The following is a 15,461-nucleotide window of genomic DNA, read 5'->3' on the forward strand; positions in this document are numbered from 1 at the left end:
CCCCGTCAGAAATTGAACAAGACAGAGGCGCAAAGCGCCCGCAGGGAGAATAGCATGTCAACTGTCATCAAAAACGGAACCGTTGTTACCGCCGATCTGACTTACAAATCGGACGTGAAGGTCGAAGGCGGCAAAATTATTGAAATCGGGCCAAACCTGAAAGGCGATAAAGAGCTTGATGCTACCGGGTGTTACGTCATGCCGGGTGGCATTGACCCCCATACACACCTGGAAATGCCGTTCATGGGGACCTATTCCAGCGATGATTTCGAAAGCGGCACGCGGGCGGCGCTGGCTGGCGGTACCACGATGGTGGTCGATTTCGCTCTGCCCAATCCCGGCGAAAGCCTGCTGGACGCGCTCAAGCGCTGGGACAACAAATCGACCCGTGCGAATTGCGATTATTCCTTCCATATGGCTGTTACATGGTGGGGCGAACAGGTCTTTGACGACATCAAGACGGTGATCGAACAGCGTGGCATCAATACCTTCAAGCACTTCATGGCTTATAAGGGCGCGCTGATGGTGAACGATGACGAACTCTATGCGTCTTTTCAGCGCCTTGCCGAGCTGGGCGGGATCGCCTTGGTGCATGCCGAAAATGGCGATGTTGTTGCCGAACTCAGCGCCAAGCTGTTGGCTGAAGGAAACACCGGACCCGAGGCGCATGCCTATTCTCGCCCGCCACAGGTTGAAGGTGAGGCCACCAACCGCGCCATCATGATTGCCGATATGGCCGGCGTGCCGTTGTATGTAGTGCACACATCCTGCGAAGAGGCCCACGAGGCCATCCGCCGGGCCAAAATGCTGGGCAAGCGGGTGTGGGGCGAACCGCTGATCCAGCATCTGACGCTGGATGAAAGCGAGTACTTCCATCATGATTGGGACCACGCCGCCCGCCGGGTCATGAGTCCGCCATTCCGCAACAAGCAGCACCAGGACAGCCTGTGGGCCGGTCTGCAATCCGGTTCTCTGAGCGTTGTGGCCACCGATCACTGCGCCTTTACGACCGATCAGAAACGGAGTGGCGTGGGTGACTTTACCAAAATTCCGAATGGGACAGGCGGGCTTGAAGACCGGATGCCAATGCTATGGACGCACGGTGTGGGAACGGGTCGCCTGACGCCGAACGAATTCGTTGCTGTTACTTCAACAAATATCGCTAAGATATTGAACTGCTATCCGAAAAAGGGAGCTGTCCTTGTGGGGGCGGATGCCGACCTGGTTGTTTGGGACCCTGAGAAATCCAAAACGATCAGCGCTGACACGCAGCAATCTTCGATCGATTACAACGTGTTCGAAGGCAAGAATGTCAAAGGCTTGCCGCGCTTTACCCTGACCCGCGGGCAGGTTGCCGTGCATGATGGTGAGATCCGCACGCAGGAGGGCCACGGAGATTTTGTCGCGCGCGAACCTAACAGCCATGTCAACAAAGCCCTGAGCACCTGGAAAGAGCTGACCGCTCCGCGGCCGGTGGAACGGTCAGGCATCCCGGCAACGGGCGTTTGATCTGCAGGGGCCGCTCGACCGGCGGCCCGAACACCACTCTTTTCAAGGCAATGGAATGAATACTGAAAGCACAACGCAGCCCGTTATTGAGGCAAGGCAGCTGGACCTGACTTTCCAGACCAATGACGGGCCGATTCATGCGCTCAAGGACGTGAACCTGACCATCGATAAGGGCGAGTTTGTTAGCTTCATCGGGCCATCGGGATGCGGCAAGACCACGTTCCTGCGCTGTATCGCGGCCCTTGAGGCACCGACCGGAGGAACGCTGACCGTCAACGGCATGACCCCGGACGAAGCGCGGCGAAATCGGGCCTACGGGTATGTGTTTCAGGCAGCAGGACTGTATCCATGGCGCACCATTGCCAAGAACATCAAACTACCGCTTGAGATCATGGGATACTCGGCGGCAGAGCAGGACGAGCGTGTCAAGAACGTTCTAGAGCTCGTTGATCTTGAAGGATTTGGAGGGAAGTTCCCTTGGCAGTTGTCTGGTGGGATGCAGCAGCGCGCCAGCATCGCGCGTGCATTGGCTTTTGATGCCGATATTCTGCTGATGGATGAACCCTTCGGTGCTTTGGATGAGATCGTGCGCGATCATCTGAACGAGCAGTTACTGGCGCTTTGGGCCCGCACGGAAAAGACCATCGGGTTTGTGACGCACTCGATCCCCGAGGCCGTGTATCTCAGCACCAAGATTGTGGTCATGAGCCCGCGTCCGGGAAGGATTACGGATGTGATCGACAGTCCACTGCCCAAGGAACGGCCATTGGATATTCGGGACTCGCCGGAGTTCATCGAAGTAGCACACCGAGTCCGCGAAGGGCTACGGGCCGGGCACGGAGATGAAGTCTGATGCGACGTCTTAACTCTAAAAAGGCGAGGTCGTTATGAAGCAGATAATCGCCGTTTTGACAGTAATCGCCGCAATTGTCGTGCTCTGGTACGGGTCTTGCATCCCAATGAATATCAAAGGTGTGCTGACTGAATTGGAGCGCGCAGGTGCTGAGGTTCAACCGCCATCCGCCAAGGATCGACGGGACATGAACGAATTCGGCCTTGCGTGGAACAACGGTTTCGCCATTTCGTCCACGTGGGAACAGGACCGGCCCCGATTGCCTGCCCCGCACCAGGTTGGCATCGAGATGTGGGAAACGATCGCCAAAAAGAAGATAACTTCAAAACGGTCACTGATTTATCATGGCTGGGTCACCCTTAGCGCAACAATGCTGGGATTTGTCATCGGAACAGGGCTGGGAGTTCTGTTGGCGGTCGGAATCGTGCATAGCCGGGTCATGGACCTGTCCGTCATGCCGTGGGCCATCGTCAGTCAAACCATACCGATCATTGCTCTTGCACCGATGATCATCGTGGTTTTGTACTCGGTGGGCATTCAGGGGATCATTCCGAAGGCAATCATCTCGGCATACCTGAGTTTCTTCCCGGTCGTTGTCGGCATGGTCAAAGGGTTGCGTAGCCCGGATGCGATGCAATTAGACTTACTGCGCACCTATAATGCCAGCCGCTCACAAGGGTTCTGGAAACTGCGGCTGCCAGCGTCGATGCCGTATCTGTTTACGTCTCTGAAAATCGGTATCGCGGCGTCTTTGGTCGGCGCTATTGTCGGAGAGCTGCCGACCGGGGCGGTCGCCGGGCTGGGCGCGCGATTGTTGGCGGGCAGCTATTATGGTCAGACGGTGCAGATATGGTCGGCCTTGTTTGCTGCCGCAATTCTTGCGGCATGCCTTGTCGGACTACTTGGGCTCATTGAGCGTTCTGTCCTGACACGGATGGGGATGGCGCAATGATTATGGTTTCGTTTGCATTTGGGTTGTGGCTGCTTGGCTGGTGGCTGAACAGTCGATTGGCCAGTGGACCGCAAGCTGACACACGGTTGGTGCGGTTTCTGGCGCCGCTTATCTTTGGTCTGACCGTTATAGGAATATGGGAGTTGGTAGTACGCGGGCTCGAAGTCCCTTTGGTTATCTTACCTGCACCATCGCTCATTGCGGCGCGCTTTGCCGACAGTCTGCCGGTTCTTTGGGCCGATTTCGTGCAGACCATCATCAAAGGCGCGTTGAGCGGATATCTAATCGGCTGCGGCGCAGCTTTCCTGATGGCCATTGCAGTGGACCGCTGGGATTTTCTACGGCTTGGCCTTTTGCCTGTAGGAAACTTTGTGGCGGCGCTGCCAATTGTCGGAACAGCACCCATTCTGGTGATGTGGTTCGGGTTTGACTGGCATTCCAAGGCGGCCGTGGTTGTGGTGATGGTATTTTTCCCCATGCTGGTGAATACCGTGGCCGGATTGCGCGAGGCGACAGCGATGCAGCGTGACCTGATGGAGACCTACGCGGCGACCTATTGGCAGAGCTTTCTCAAACTGCGTCTACCCGCTGCGATGCCATTCATTTTCAACGGGTTAAAGATTTCTACCACTCTGGCGCTGATCGGCGCTATCGTGGCCGAGTTCTTTGGCTCGCCGACATTGGGTATGGGCTTTCGGATCTCGACCAGCGTCGGGCAATTGTCGCTCGATATGGTCTGGGCAGAAATTGTTGTGGCGGCGCTGGCAGGGACGGCGTTCTACGGCTTAGTCGCGATGATCGAAAAGGCGGTGACCTTCTGGCATCCGTCGCAGCGTGGATAGAAAAAAGGAATTCAACAGACCCCGGTAACGGGGCACAACAAGCAACTAGGAGAAATGAAGATGAACAAGCTACTCAGCGGGGCGGTTGTCGCCTTTAGCCTGGCAGCCAGCGCGGCGCTGGCAGCGGATGAGGTGACACTGCAATTGAAGTGGGTCACTCAGGCACAGTTTGCGGGTTACTACGTGGCCAAGGACAAAGGGTTCTATGAGGAAGAGGGGCTGGACGTTACCATTCTACCCGGTGGTCCTGACATCGCGCCGACGCAGGTCATTGCTGGTGGTGGTGCCGACGTGACTGTGGAATGGATGCCGGCCGCACTGGCCGCGCGCGAGAAAGGCTTGCCGCTGGTCAACATCGCGCAGCCGTTCAAAAGCTCGGGCATGATGTTGACCTGCTGGAAGGATGCCGGGATTTCCTCGCCCGAAGATCTAAAGAACCGCACATTGGGGGTCTGGTTCTTCGGTAATGAGTTCCCGTTCATGAGCTGGATGAGCCAGCTTGGCATCGACACCGGTGGCAAAGGTGAAAACGGCGTCGAAGTTCTGAAGCAAGGCTTTAACGTCGATCCATTGCTGCAACGTCAGGCCGATTGCATCAGCACCATGACCTACAACGAGTATTGGCAGGTCATCGATGCAGGTGTCAGCCCGGATGAACTGGTAACCTTCAAATATGAGGATCAGGGCGTCGCGACGCTGGAAGACGGTCTTTATGTGCTGGAAGAAAACCTGGGCGACGCTGCTTTTGTCGACAAGATGGAGCGTTTTGTTCGTGCTTCGATGAAAGGTTGGAAATACGCGGAAGAACATCCGGATGAGGCCGCCGATATCGTTTTGGAGAATGATGCAACAGGTGCCCAGACTGAAGAGCATCAAAAGCGCATGATGGGTGAGATCGCCAAGCTGACGGCAGGTTCGAACGGCGCGTTGGACCCCGCGGACTTTGAACGCACAGTTGGCACGTTGCTGGCTGGAGGTTCGGACCCGGTCATCACCAAGCAACCAGACGGTGCCTGGACTCACCAGATCACGGATGCTGCGCTGAACTGATTGCGGTACTTCTGTGTGATTAACAAAACGCGGCCCGGATGCGGGCCGCGTTTCTCGTTGTAGATGTCGGAAATGATCCTGTACTTGGATTGAAATCGGTTTAGTATTCTCCTGTAAATTATGGCATTTCACGCGAAATGCATAAATGATGGTGGAGAATGCAGGGATTTGCATCAGAATTCAGTTCGGCATTGGCTCTGATCCTGAGTGGCGATTCAGACCTGTGGGCAATTGTGCTGCTATCACTGGAAGTTTCTATCTTTGCAGTCCTGATTTCGGCTGCGATTGGGATGCCTGTTGGTGCAGCTCTGGCGGTCGCCCGGTTTCCGGGGCGCCGGATTTTGATCGTTTTGATGAATGCATTGATGGGCTTCCCCCCGGTGGTTGTTGGCTTATTGGTTTATTTGATGCTGTCCCGCTCTGGTCCGCTGGGTGTGCTGGAGCTGCTTTATACGCCCACAGCGATGATCATCGCACAGGTCGTGCTGGTAACTCCGATCATCGCCGCCCTGACGCGGCAGGTGGTTGAGCTGCTTGCCGAAGAGTATGCAGAGCAGTTGCGGTCATTGGGCGTGTCCCGTCTGGCCTCCGTGCCGGTGCTGCTGTGGGACGCACGGTTGGCGCTGGTGACGGCTTTGCTGGCTGGCTTCGGGCGCGCCATTGCCGAGGTCGGCGCGGTGATCATCGTCGGCGGCAATATCAATCACGTCACACGTGTCATGACCACGACCATTGCGCTGGAAACGTCGAAGGGCAATCTGGCTTTGGCACTTGCGCTGGGAGCCATCCTGATCGGTATCGCCATTGCCGTGAACGCAATGGTCAGCAGTCTGAGCCTACGCGCCGAACAAGAAGGGCTGCGCCATGCGTGATCTGGTAACAGGGGTGTCAGACAGGCTTGAGGTGCAAGGACTGCGAATTGCGCGTAAGGGTAAAACTCTGCTGGACGTGCAAAAGCTGATGCTGGATGGACCCGGACCCACGTTGATACTGGGTCCGAACGGATCGGGCAAAAGCCTTTTGCTGCGGTGCCTGCATGGCCTGATCTCGCCAGACCGGGGGAGAATTCTCCAGAGCGGCGCTCAATTGAACGCAGAACACAAGGCACAGCAGGCCATGGTGTTCCAAAGCCCGGTGTTGTTGCGTCGGTCCGTTGCCGCAAATCTGGATTTTGTTCTGAAACGTCAGGGACAGCCTCGCGCGGTCCGCAAATTGCAGATCACCCAGTTGTTGTCCGAAGGCGGATTGGACGACAAGGCACGGCAAGCAGCGCGTTCCTTGTCTGGGGGTGAGGCCCAGCGGCTTGCCATTCTACGTGCTTTGGCAACCGGGCCAGAGACTTTGTTTCTGGACGAACCAACAAGCGCACTGGACCCGAGTGCGACGCAAAAGATCGAGGACATGATACTGCGTGCGTCTGAACGAGGCGTACGCGTTGTGATGGTGACGCATGATATCGGGCAAGCCCGCCGTCTGGCGGCCGATGTGGTGATGATGCAGGGCGGCCAAGTGGTTGAACACGGTGCGGCCCTTCAGGTGCTGGAGAAACCGACAAGCCCCGCTGCACGCCGATATCTGGCCGGCGGGCTGGTCACGTAGTTTAAAAGAAAACGGAGAAATCGATGTTCCGCGCAATTTTCAGCGCTGTTTTGATCGCGCTTGGCTTGGCTCCCGCGCAGGCTGCGGCCGAAGAGCCGTTTCTCGTGGTGCAATCGACCACCTCGACCCAGAATTCCGGTCTGCTGGACTACATCTTGCCCGGGTTCGAGGCCGAGACCGGAATAGATGTCCGCGTGGTCGCTGTGGGCACAGGGCAGGCGATCCGAAATGCGATCAACGGGGACGGGGATGTCCTGTTAGTCCATGCCAAACCGGCCGAAGAGCAGTTCGTGGCCGATGGATGGGGGGTTGAGCGTTTTGACGTGATGTACAACGATTTTGTCCTTGTCGGCCCTATGTCTGACCCGGCCAAAATCAAAGGTGGCAACAACATCGTCGCTGCACTGACAGCTATTGCGCAATCTGAGGCTCCTTTTGCCTCGCGCGGGGATGACAGCGGGACCCATAAAGCCGAGATGCAACACTGGGCCAGTGCCGGTGTTGATCCGACCGGTGCGTCCGGTGCGTGGTACCGCGAGACTGGGTCTGGCATGGGCGCAACACTTAACGTGGCGAGCGGAATGGACGCCTACGTGCTGACCGATCGAGCAACATGGCTGTCATTTGGAAACAGAGGGGACTTGGGTGTTTTGGTCGAGGGTGACCCGCGCCTGTTCAATCAATACGGAGTGATCCTTGTTAACCCCAAAAAAAACCCTGGTGTCCGTGCCGCAGCGGGGCAGCGGTTCATCGACTGGTTGACCGGGCCAGACGGTCAAGACGCAATTGCGTCTTACAGCCTTGACGGGGCGCAGCTTTTTTTCCCGAATGCACGGTGATTGGGCCCGCCGCCCGCGCCTGCGGCCGGGATGTTTGGGCGGGGATGAAGCCTATCAGCCGCTTGCACCGCTGTGATGGATTTTGCCCATCTTGGTGATGTCGTACCCACCAAGTTCTGCCGCGCGGGTTGAGAAACGGTCGCTTTGCAAAAACTTCAGGAGCTTTTGCATCGGCGGATCAAAATACGCGCGGCGCCAGATGGCCAGGTCCAGCCTTTCGGTGTGTGTGGGGACAAAGCTCAGACCGTGAAACCGGGCGAGGGCGCCAAGACCGAAACCGGCTTCGGCCTTGCTGTCGCGCAGGGCGGTGGCGAGCTCTTCTTCCGTGCGGGCGCAATCGGGAAGGGCGGCCAGATCAGCGCGGTCCAACCCGTTCGCGGCAAGTTGAGCGTCGAAAAGGTGCTGGCTGGCGGCACTGTCCTGTCGCAAGATGACACGGCGCCCCTTGAGGTCCTGAAACCCTGAAATGCCAACAGTGTTGGGGGCCAGCAACAGGCCTCGTTGACGTTGCGCGACTTCAACCAAAACAACGGGCGCCTCACCAAGTGTTTCTCGCAAGGATTGCGCATTGAAACCGTTGTCTTCGTGGATGTGCAGCACAGCCGCCTGAGCATCGCGAACCTTCAGCCGTTCAAGCCCGTCAAACGAGCCGTCATAATAGGTTGCCAGCCCCGATCCGCTTTCGCGCAATGCCCAGTCCAGTAACGGATCGTGGCTGCCTGCAACAATCGGCGGCAATGGTGGCTCGGCGACCTGCGGGCCGGATCGGGACGCGTTGAGCCAGGCAACGATTTCGGCTTTGGGAAAAAGCAGTTTACCCATGGCCCGAACGCAGGGGATTTCACCCGAGGAGGCGAGGTCATAAGCTTTCCGCTCGCCGATGCGCAGCAGATCGGCCAGCTCGCGGGTGGTCAGGTACTGGGGCATTCAGTCGAGACGCACAGCCGAACTCGTGCCCGCGTCTGCTGCACTGAACCCGATCTGGTTCAGCACAAAGGGGGCTGCGAAGGTTATGACGACCATCGCTGCGACGGCGGCAAGAAAGGCTTTCATAGTTTCCTCCGGCTCAGTTCTCGGGCGCCGTGGCGCGGCGCAGAAAGGTGATCAGATCGGTTCGGTCCTGTGGTCCCGTTATCCGTTGCATCGGCATCTTGGACCCCGGAATGTAGTGATCCGGTCCTTCATCGAACAGAGCGTTTATCGTGTCTTCATCCCAAATGATATCAGAGTCTTGCAGGATGTCCGAGTATAAATATCCCGGCACAGACCCCGCTTGCCGCCCGAAGACACCGTGCAGGGTAGGACCAGCGCGCCTCTGTCCTTCGGGTGTCAGGCTATGGCAGATCGAGCACTTCCGCGCGAATTGCCGTTCACCGTTCCCCATCTCTTCAGGCTGCTTCAGGAAATCCGGTTGGGTTGATGCCATCTTCGTATGATCCCCCAGCGAAGCAACGGGCCAGCTGTACATCGCCTCATCCAGCCCTCCGGCATGAATGTTTTGACCATCATTGGAAAACGCCAGCGCCCAGACAGGCCCTCGCAGCGTTGCACGAAAATCCTGTGCAATGCGCCAGTCTGCCGTGTCGATCACCATGATAAAGCCCTGTCCGTCGCCGACAGCCAACATCCGTCGGTCCGGGCTAAGAGCCAAAGCAAGGATGGGACGGCGCCCGAGGGTAAAGTCGCGTTCTTCACCGGTAGTCAGATCGCGAATACGGGTAACGCCGTCGACCGCACCATAGGCGATCCAGTTGTCCTGCGTGTTTAGGATCAGTTCGTTGATGCCAAAACCATGTTCGACCAATCGTTCTCGCTCTTGGCCCGCAACTGTGTCCCAAAGACGCAATGTCCCGTCCATGCCAGCCGAATAAAGCTGCGACCCATCCTGAGAGAAGACAACTGCATTCACGCCACTGCCGGTTGGGCCAAGTGTTTTCGTCTCGGACCCGTCGACGGGCCAAATTCCGATGGTCCCGTCCCAGCTGGCTGTAGCGACATGAGACTTGGACGCAGCGATTTCGACGATTTTGCCCGCGTGCTGTCCAACGACCTGTCCGCCGGGCCAGCGCCTTAAGGTGAAATCGTCACCGGCCGAGTAAATCGCGGTTCCGTTGAAAACGACCGTGTTGACGGCAGCCTCATGCCCTTCAAGCCATTTGGGTTGGCGTCCTGACCACAGGCCGACCGAATTGTCGAAACTGGCCGTTGCAATTCGCCCATCTGAAGACGTGGCGATCCCCATGATGGGGCCCCCATGACCCTTCAGCGTATAGAATTCGGCATACGCCGGAAGAGGCAGCAACGCCAGGACACACAGCAGATTGCGCATCTATTCAGCGGGCGAAGCCGCACCCTTGCTGGCTTCGTTTTCCTGCACCTCTTCCAACCAAAGCGAATGGTGCTCACGGGCCCATTGCTCTTCCACCTCGCCGGTGCCCATAGCGTCGAATGCACCTTCCATTCCGATCGAGCCGAGATAGATATGGGCCAGAATGATCGCGATGAAGACATAGGCGATCATGACATGCCAAACTTGAGCATATTGCATCTCTTCCTGCGGTGACATCTGCACCGGAAGGTCCAATCCCATCATTTGCGGCAGGCCGGTTGCATTGGCAATCTCAAAAGTTTTTGCGAACAGAGGCATCTCGAACGGGAAAAGCAGCGACAAGCCAGACAGGCTGATCGAAACACCCAGCACGATGCATGCCCAGAAGATGATTTTTTGACCTGCGTTGAATTTCTTGGCCGGAGGGTGACTGTCCTTTGTGAACAAACCGCCTCCTGCCGCCAGCCATCTGAGGTCAGTGCGGTTGGGAATGTTGTGGGCGATCCAGGTCACGGTGACGATCACAAGCCCCAGCATGAATGACCAGGCAAGGTTATTGTGCATCCATTTGCAGCCCTGTGCGATGGCGGCGAATCCTTCTTTGCCGAAAATCGGGATCAGGAAGTCGCGACCATAAAGAGTTAGCAGACCGGTGAGACCCAGGATCAGGAAAGATCCGGCAAACAGCCAGTGACCAAACCGTTCGAAGCCGGAAAAACGGGTGACGGTTCGTCCTGTCTTTTCCCCGTCGATCCGGATTTTCCCTCGGATCAGGAAGAAGAGCAGCAGAACAACAAGCATTCCACCCAAAATATAGGTGCCATATACGCGTAGTGGGCCGGTACGGAAGTTTAACCACCAAATGCCACCGTCCTGAATCAAGACACCCGCCGCAGGCCCTTTGGACGAGACAGTGACATCTGCCGAGCCGTAACGCAGGGCGCGATACACGTCGCTGTCCGAGGCGACGCCACGCGTTCCAAGCTGCCCCAAAAGACCCTCTGCGTTGCTTTGACCCGTATTCCCGGATCGATAACTGTTGTCGACTTTTTCGCCGCGTTGCCGGGCCAATATGTCTTCCAGAGTTGTCGCGCCGCCCGTGGCGCTGCGGTCAGGTTCCGAAACAACCTCGGTGTTTTCCTGAGCCCAAGCAAAACTGGCGAGGAAAAGTGGTATCAGCAGCAATTGGATCAGGCGCATCTGTTATAACTCCTGTGTCATCCGGGATTAACGGTCAAAACCACCAACTTGTTCGTGAAAGACAGCGCCAACCGGAGTGAGGGTTGCGCGTAGATCGTCACTCACCGGGCCGTAGACGTCCAGTTGAGTAGGCGTCAAAATGGAGAGGAACCGCTCGGCAAAATTCGCCCCAAAGTTCTGCATATGGATCATGGCGTCACCGGAGCTGGCATAACGTTCAAAGATGTGTACGGCAGACCCACTGCGATGCCATTCATAAGATTTAGCACCGCTTTCATCCAACGTCGCGGCGACCATTTCTGCCATGAGCGTATTAAAGGCCGCGTCCTGATCAGCGTGCAGCTCAAGTTTTAGCGTCCAATAAATATCTTCAGTCATGAAATGCTCCGCGCGGGTAGGTCATGCCAGTTTAGTTCGGCAGCAAATGTCTGACCGAACAGAGACAGCCCCGGGGAAGATCACGGGGCTGTCTTATTTCAGACGGTGTTAACCGTCTTTCTGGTCGTAGGCCGTACCCCAACCCCAGGCGCCGGAACCAAATCCACGCGCCACGACGCGTTCCCGGTAAATGGCGGACACCACGTCGCCGTTACCGGCAAGCAGGGCTTTGGTCGAACACATTTCGGCGCAGATGGGCAGTTTGCCCTCGGCGATCCGGTTGCGACCATATTTGGAGAACTCTGCGTTCGAGTGGTTCTCTTCGGGGCCGCCGGCGCAGAAAGTACATTTGTCCATCTTGCCGCGCGATCCGAAGTTGCCAGCCTGCGGATACTGCGGCGCGCCGAACGGGCACGCATAGAAGCAATAGCCACAACCAATGCACAGGTCCTTGGAGTGCAGGACGATCCCTTCTTCATTCTGATAGAAGCAATCGACCGGGCACACCGCCATGCAAGGCGCATCCGAACAATGCATGCAGGCCACCGAAATCGAGCGTTCGCCCGGGTTGCCGTCATTGATCGTCACCACCCTGCGGCGGTTGATGCCCCACGGGACCTCGTGCTCGTTCTTGCACGCGGTGACGCAGGCGTTGCACTCGATGCAGCGTTCAGCGTCGCAGAGAAACTTTGCTCTAGCCATTAATCGTCCTCCTTACGCTGCCGAGATTTTGCAGAGAGTACACTTGGTCTCCTGCATCTGGGTCACTGAATCATAGCCATAGGTCTGGGCCGTGTTCGAACTTTCACCCAACACATAAGGATCAGCTCCGGCAGGGTATTTGTGCCGCAGATCCTCGCCCTGGAAATGGCCGCCAAAGTGGAATGGCATAAAGGCCACTCCGGCACCGACCCTGTTGGTCAGCATCGCCATTACCTTGACCTTTCCGCCCTCGGGACCTTCGACCCAAACCTGTGACCCGTCACGAATACCAAGATTGTTGGCATCACGCGGGTTGATCTCGACGAACATGTCCTGCTGAAGCTCGGCAAGCCACGGGTTAGACCGTGTTTCTTCGCCGCCGCCCTCGTACTCGACCAGACGACCTGACGTGAGGATTATTGGGTAATCCTTTGAAAAGTCATTCTTTTGGATCGAAGCATAAAGGGTGGGCAGACGATAGGCTTGACGGTCCTCATAAGTCGGATAATCCTCGACCAAATCGCGCCGCGGTGTATAGAGCGGTTCGCGATGGATCGGGATCGGGTCCGGGAAAGTCCAGACAACCGTCCGCGCCTTAGCATTGCCAAACGGCGCGCAGCCATGGGCAATAGCAACCCTCTGGATGCCGCCTGACAGGTCGGTTTTCCAGTTGGTCTTTTCAGCAGCCACAGCGTCGATTGCCGCACGCTCTTCGGCGGTCAGGTCGCCATCCCAGCCGAGATCCATCAGCATTTGCATGGTAAACTCAGGATAGCCGTCCTGAATTTCCGAGCCGACGCTATAGACACCTTCGGCCAGCAGGTTCTGCCCGTCCCGTTCCACGCCAAAACGGGCGCGGAAGGTCAGGCCGCCTTCGGCAACAGGCTTGGACATGTCATAGAGATTCGGTGTCCCCGGATGACCCATTTCCGCCGTACCCCAGCAGGGCCAAGGCAGACCGTAGTACTCACCATCGTTCGGACCGCCAATAGCTTGCAGCGTCGTTCTGTCGAACATGTGCTGGTTGGCCATGTGGCTTTTCAAACGTTCCGGAGACTGACCAGTGTAGCCGATCGTCCAGAGGCCCGAGTTGAACTCACGCGTTATGCTTTCAACATTCGGGGTTTCCGGGTCTTCCATCTCGATATTGCGGAAGAACCGATCCGCCCAGCCGAATTTGTTGGCGAACTTGGCCATGATGACCTCATCCGGCAGGCTTTCGAACAGCGGATCAACCACTTTGTCACGCCACTGCAACGACCGGTTCGACGCCGTGACAGAACCACGGGTTTCGAACTGCGTACAGGCTGGCAACAAGTAAACGCCATCGGTTCGGTCATGCAGAACGGCGGAAACGGTGGGGTATGGGTCGATCACGACCAGCATGTCCAGCTTCTCCATCGCCGTCTTCATCTCCGGACCCCGCGTTTGCGAGTTCGGCGCGTGGCCCCACAGAACCATGGCGCGGACATTGTTGTCCTGATCCATGTTCTCGGGGTCTTCCAGAACACCGTCGATCCAGCGGGATACAGGGATGCCACGTTCATTCTGCAGCGGCTTGTCCTTGCCTTCCTTGTCCTTGATCGTGGCGAACTGACCGGCAAGCCATTCGGGTTCTTCACCCCAGACACGCGCCCAGTGACCCCAGGCACCTTTCGACAAACCATAGTAGCCGGGCAGGGTGTGGGACAGAACACCAAGGTCCGTCGCGCCTTGTACATTGTCGTGGCCGCGGAAGATGTTGGTGCCGCCACCCGAGGTGCCCATGTTGCCCAGTGCAAGCTGCAGCACGCAGTAGGCGCGGGTGTTGTTGTTGCCGTTTGTGTGCTGCGTTCCGCCCATACACCAGATCACCGTGCCGGGACGGTTGTTGGCCATGGTGCGCGCAACGCGGCGCAGTTGCGATCCGGGCGTGCCGGTGACGCGTTCGACTTCATCCGGGTTCCATTTCCGAACTTCATCCCGGATCTGGTCCATGCCCCAAACACGGGTGCGGATGAATTCTTTGTCCTCCCAACCGTTGTCGAAGATGTGCCACAGGATACCCCAGATCAGAGCGACGTCTGTTCCGGGGCGGAAGCGGACATATTCATCCGCATGCGCCGCTGTGCGCGTGAAGCGCGGGTCGCAGACGATCAGCGGGGCATTGTTCTGCTCTTTCGCGCGCAGGACGTGCAACAGCGACACGGGGTGCGCCTCGGCCGGGTTGCCGCCGATGATGAAGATGGCCCGGGAATTGTGGATGTCGTTGTACGAATTGGTCATGGCGCCGTAGCCCCATGTGTTCGCAACGCCCGCAACCGTGGTCGAGTGGCAGATACGGGCCTGATGATCCACGTTGTTCGTGCCCCAGTAGGCAGCGAATTTACGGAACAGATAGGCCTGTTCGTTGTTGTGCTTGGCCGAGCCCAACCAATAGACGCTGTCTGGACCGGATTCCTCACGGATGCTCATCATGCCGTCGCCGATCTCGTCGATCGCCTGTTCCCAGCTGATGCGCTTCCACTCGCCACCTTCCTTTTTCATCGGATACTTGAGGCGGCGCTCGCCATGGGCATGTTCGCGAACAGCAGCCCCTTTGGCGCAGTGTGCACCCAGATTGAACGGGCTGTCCCAACCGGGTTCTTGCCCGATCCAGACGCCGTTCTGTACTTCGGCAATCACTGTGCAGCCAACCGAACAATGAGTGCATATAGATTTGATATTTTCGACGGCCTGATTGGCCGCTGTCTGGGCGCTGGCGGGCGTCACGGTTCCACCCGTGGCGCTGATCGCGGCGAGGCCGCCGATCGTCAGGCCCGATCCACGCAGGAACGCGCGGCGATCGACGGTTTTTTCGCCGACCTGGGACAGGATACTTGTCCGCTGGGGGCGTCTCGCAACCCCGTTGGTCTTTTTCCTAAGCATTTCTTTCCTCCCTTGCTGGCCATGTAACCCATGGCTGGCTTGGTACTGCTGATGCCGACATCAGGGCCAATCGCAACCGTCAGTCGGAGGCGACGACGTCCGGTTCAGAACCGGGCGCTGTCCAGATAGGCGCGGGTATGCGCAGTGTCCTGAATGCGGGTTTCGTCCGTCGGCAGCTCGGCTGCCTCGGCTTTCCCGGTCAGGCTGGCAGCGGCAACGGCAGCTGGTGCTGCGGTTCCGGCCAGTTTGAGGAAGTCGCGGCGCGTGGCGCCTTCTTCCTTGGTCTTGCTCATGGGGTCCT

At 57.6% G+C, this 15,461-nt stretch carries 16 protein-coding genes; 8 read left to right on the plus strand and 8 right to left on the minus strand.

Going from position 1 to position 15,461, the window contains the following annotated elements; translation table 11 throughout:
• The first annotated feature begins 54 nt into the window (after positions 1–54).
• The 8 genes from hydA (at position 55) to AC2TDA_RS09795 (ending at position 7,644) form a co-directional block, all read left to right on the plus strand.
• Positions 55–1,509: a dihydropyrimidinase gene (gene hydA, locus AC2TDA_RS09760; protein ID WP_480879105.1), complete on the plus strand. Its 1,455-nt coding sequence runs from the start codon at positions 55–57 to the stop codon at positions 1,507–1,509.
• A 55-nt stretch (positions 1,510–1,564) separates the two neighbouring features.
• Positions 1,565–2,362: an ABC transporter ATP-binding protein gene (locus tag AC2TDA_RS09765; RefSeq protein WP_480879106.1), complete on the plus strand. Its 798-nt coding sequence runs from the start codon at positions 1,565–1,567 to the stop codon at positions 2,360–2,362.
• Positions 2,363–2,396: 34 nt separating this feature from the next.
• Positions 2,397–3,314 (plus strand): ABC transporter permease, encoded by a 918-nt coding sequence (locus AC2TDA_RS09770; protein ID WP_480879107.1) that lies wholly within the window; start codon positions 2,397–2,399, stop codon positions 3,312–3,314.
• Entirely contained in the window at positions 3,311–4,156 is an 846-nt protein-coding gene (locus AC2TDA_RS09775) for an ABC transporter permease (protein ID WP_480845926.1), read from the plus strand. The genes AC2TDA_RS09770 and AC2TDA_RS09775 overlap by 4 nt, the downstream gene beginning before the upstream one ends.
• 60 nt (positions 4,157–4,216) lie before the next feature.
• A complete protein-coding gene (locus AC2TDA_RS09780) occupies positions 4,217–5,206 on the plus strand; it encodes an ABC transporter substrate-binding protein (RefSeq protein ID WP_480879108.1) in 990 nt (329 codons plus the stop codon).
• A gap of 158 nt (positions 5,207–5,364) precedes the next feature.
• Entirely contained in the window at positions 5,365–6,078 is a 714-nt protein-coding gene (locus tag AC2TDA_RS09785) for an ABC transporter permease (protein ID WP_480845923.1), read from the plus strand.
• On the plus strand, positions 6,071–6,805 hold the full coding sequence (locus AC2TDA_RS09790) for an ATP-binding cassette domain-containing protein (RefSeq protein WP_480879109.1): 735 nt from the start codon (positions 6,071–6,073) through the stop codon (positions 6,803–6,805). The genes AC2TDA_RS09785 and AC2TDA_RS09790 overlap by 8 nt, the downstream gene beginning before the upstream one ends.
• A 23-nt stretch (positions 6,806–6,828) precedes the next feature.
• A complete protein-coding gene (locus tag AC2TDA_RS09795) occupies positions 6,829–7,644 on the plus strand; it encodes an ABC transporter substrate-binding protein (RefSeq protein WP_480879110.1) in 816 nt (271 codons plus the stop codon).
• A 54-nt stretch (positions 7,645–7,698) separates the two neighbouring features.
• Here AC2TDA_RS09795 and AC2TDA_RS09800 read toward each other — a convergent pair whose 3' ends face one another.
• The 8 genes from AC2TDA_RS09800 to AC2TDA_RS09835 form a co-directional block, all read right to left on the minus strand.
• On the minus strand, positions 7,699–8,571 hold the full coding sequence (locus AC2TDA_RS09800) for a substrate-binding domain-containing protein (RefSeq protein ID WP_480879111.1): 873 nt from the start codon (positions 8,569–8,571) through the stop codon (positions 7,699–7,701).
• Complete coding sequence (locus AC2TDA_RS09805) at positions 8,572–8,697, minus strand: hypothetical protein (protein ID WP_480845919.1); 126 nt, start codon at positions 8,695–8,697, stop codon at positions 8,572–8,574.
• Positions 8,698–8,710: 13 nt separating this feature from the next.
• Positions 8,711–9,973 carry a c-type cytochrome gene (locus tag AC2TDA_RS09810; protein ID WP_480879112.1) on the minus strand — a complete coding sequence of 421 codons (1,263 nt, stop codon included), beginning with the start codon at positions 9,971–9,973 and terminating at the stop codon, positions 8,711–8,713.
• Positions 9,974–11,173, minus strand: coding sequence for a formate dehydrogenase subunit gamma (locus tag AC2TDA_RS09815; protein ID WP_480879113.1), 1,200 nt, complete (start codon positions 11,171–11,173; stop codon positions 9,974–9,976).
• A 27-nt stretch (positions 11,174–11,200) separates the two neighbouring features.
• Positions 11,201–11,551 carry a putative quinol monooxygenase gene (locus AC2TDA_RS09820; protein ID WP_480879114.1) on the minus strand — a complete coding sequence of 117 codons (351 nt, stop codon included), beginning with the start codon at positions 11,549–11,551 and terminating at the stop codon, positions 11,201–11,203.
• Positions 11,552–11,659: 108 nt separating this feature from the next.
• A complete protein-coding gene (gene fdh3B / locus AC2TDA_RS09825) occupies positions 11,660–12,253 on the minus strand; it encodes a formate dehydrogenase FDH3 subunit beta (RefSeq protein WP_480845914.1) in 594 nt (197 codons plus the stop codon).
• 12 nt (positions 12,254–12,265) lie between these two features.
• Entirely contained in the window at positions 12,266–15,160 is a 2,895-nt protein-coding gene (locus AC2TDA_RS09830; RefSeq protein ID WP_480845913.1) for a formate dehydrogenase subunit alpha, read from the minus strand.
• A gap of 104 nt (positions 15,161–15,264) precedes the next feature.
• Positions 15,265–15,453, minus strand: a complete 189-nt coding sequence (locus AC2TDA_RS09835) for a ubiquinol-cytochrome c reductase iron-sulfur subunit N-terminal domain-containing protein (RefSeq protein ID WP_480845912.1) — start codon at positions 15,451–15,453, stop codon at positions 15,265–15,267.
• Between the last annotated feature and the right edge of the window lie 8 nt (positions 15,454–15,461).

It is taken from the genome of Ruegeria sp. HKCCD6426, from assembly GCF_057221115.1.

Excerpts from the sequence above, each read along its gene's own strand:
- hydA (WP_480879105.1), top strand. The coding sequence starts at position 55 with ATGTCAACTGTCATCAAAAACGGAACCGTTGTTACCGCCGATCTGACT.
- AC2TDA_RS09765 (WP_480879106.1), top strand. The coding sequence starts at position 1,565 with ATGAATACTGAAAGCACAACGCAGCCCGTTATTGAGGCAAGGCAGCTG.
- AC2TDA_RS09770 (WP_480879107.1), top strand. The coding sequence starts at position 2,397 with ATGAAGCAGATAATCGCCGTTTTGACAGTAATCGCCGCAATTGTCGTG.
- AC2TDA_RS09775 (WP_480845926.1), top strand. The coding sequence starts at position 3,311 with ATGATTATGGTTTCGTTTGCATTTGGGTTGTGGCTGCTTGGCTGGTGG.
- AC2TDA_RS09780 (WP_480879108.1), top strand. The coding sequence starts at position 4,217 with ATGAACAAGCTACTCAGCGGGGCGGTTGTCGCCTTTAGCCTGGCAGCC.
- AC2TDA_RS09785 (WP_480845923.1), top strand. The coding sequence starts at position 5,365 with ATGCAGGGATTTGCATCAGAATTCAGTTCGGCATTGGCTCTGATCCTG.
- AC2TDA_RS09790 (WP_480879109.1), top strand. The coding sequence starts at position 6,071 with ATGCGTGATCTGGTAACAGGGGTGTCAGACAGGCTTGAGGTGCAAGGA.
- AC2TDA_RS09795 (WP_480879110.1), top strand. The coding sequence starts at position 6,829 with ATGTTCCGCGCAATTTTCAGCGCTGTTTTGATCGCGCTTGGCTTGGCT.
- AC2TDA_RS09800 (WP_480879111.1), bottom strand. The coding sequence starts at position 8,571 with ATGCCCCAGTACCTGACCACCCGCGAGCTGGCCGATCTGCTGCGCATC.
- AC2TDA_RS09805 (WP_480845919.1), bottom strand. The coding sequence starts at position 8,697 with ATGAAAGCCTTTCTTGCCGCCGTCGCAGCGATGGTCGTCATAACCTTC.
- AC2TDA_RS09810 (WP_480879112.1), bottom strand. The coding sequence starts at position 9,973 with ATGCGCAATCTGCTGTGTGTCCTGGCGTTGCTGCCTCTTCCGGCGTAT.
- AC2TDA_RS09815 (WP_480879113.1), bottom strand. The coding sequence starts at position 11,173 with ATGCGCCTGATCCAATTGCTGCTGATACCACTTTTCCTCGCCAGTTTT.
- AC2TDA_RS09820 (WP_480879114.1), bottom strand. The coding sequence starts at position 11,551 with ATGACTGAAGATATTTATTGGACGCTAAAACTTGAGCTGCACGCTGAT.
- fdh3B (WP_480845914.1), bottom strand. The coding sequence starts at position 12,253 with ATGGCTAGAGCAAAGTTTCTCTGCGACGCTGAACGCTGCATCGAGTGC.
- AC2TDA_RS09830 (WP_480845913.1), bottom strand. The coding sequence starts at position 15,160 with ATGCTTAGGAAAAAGACCAACGGGGTTGCGAGACGCCCCCAGCGGACA.
- AC2TDA_RS09835 (WP_480845912.1), bottom strand. The coding sequence starts at position 15,453 with ATGAGCAAGACCAAGGAAGAAGGCGCCACGCGCCGCGACTTCCTCAAA.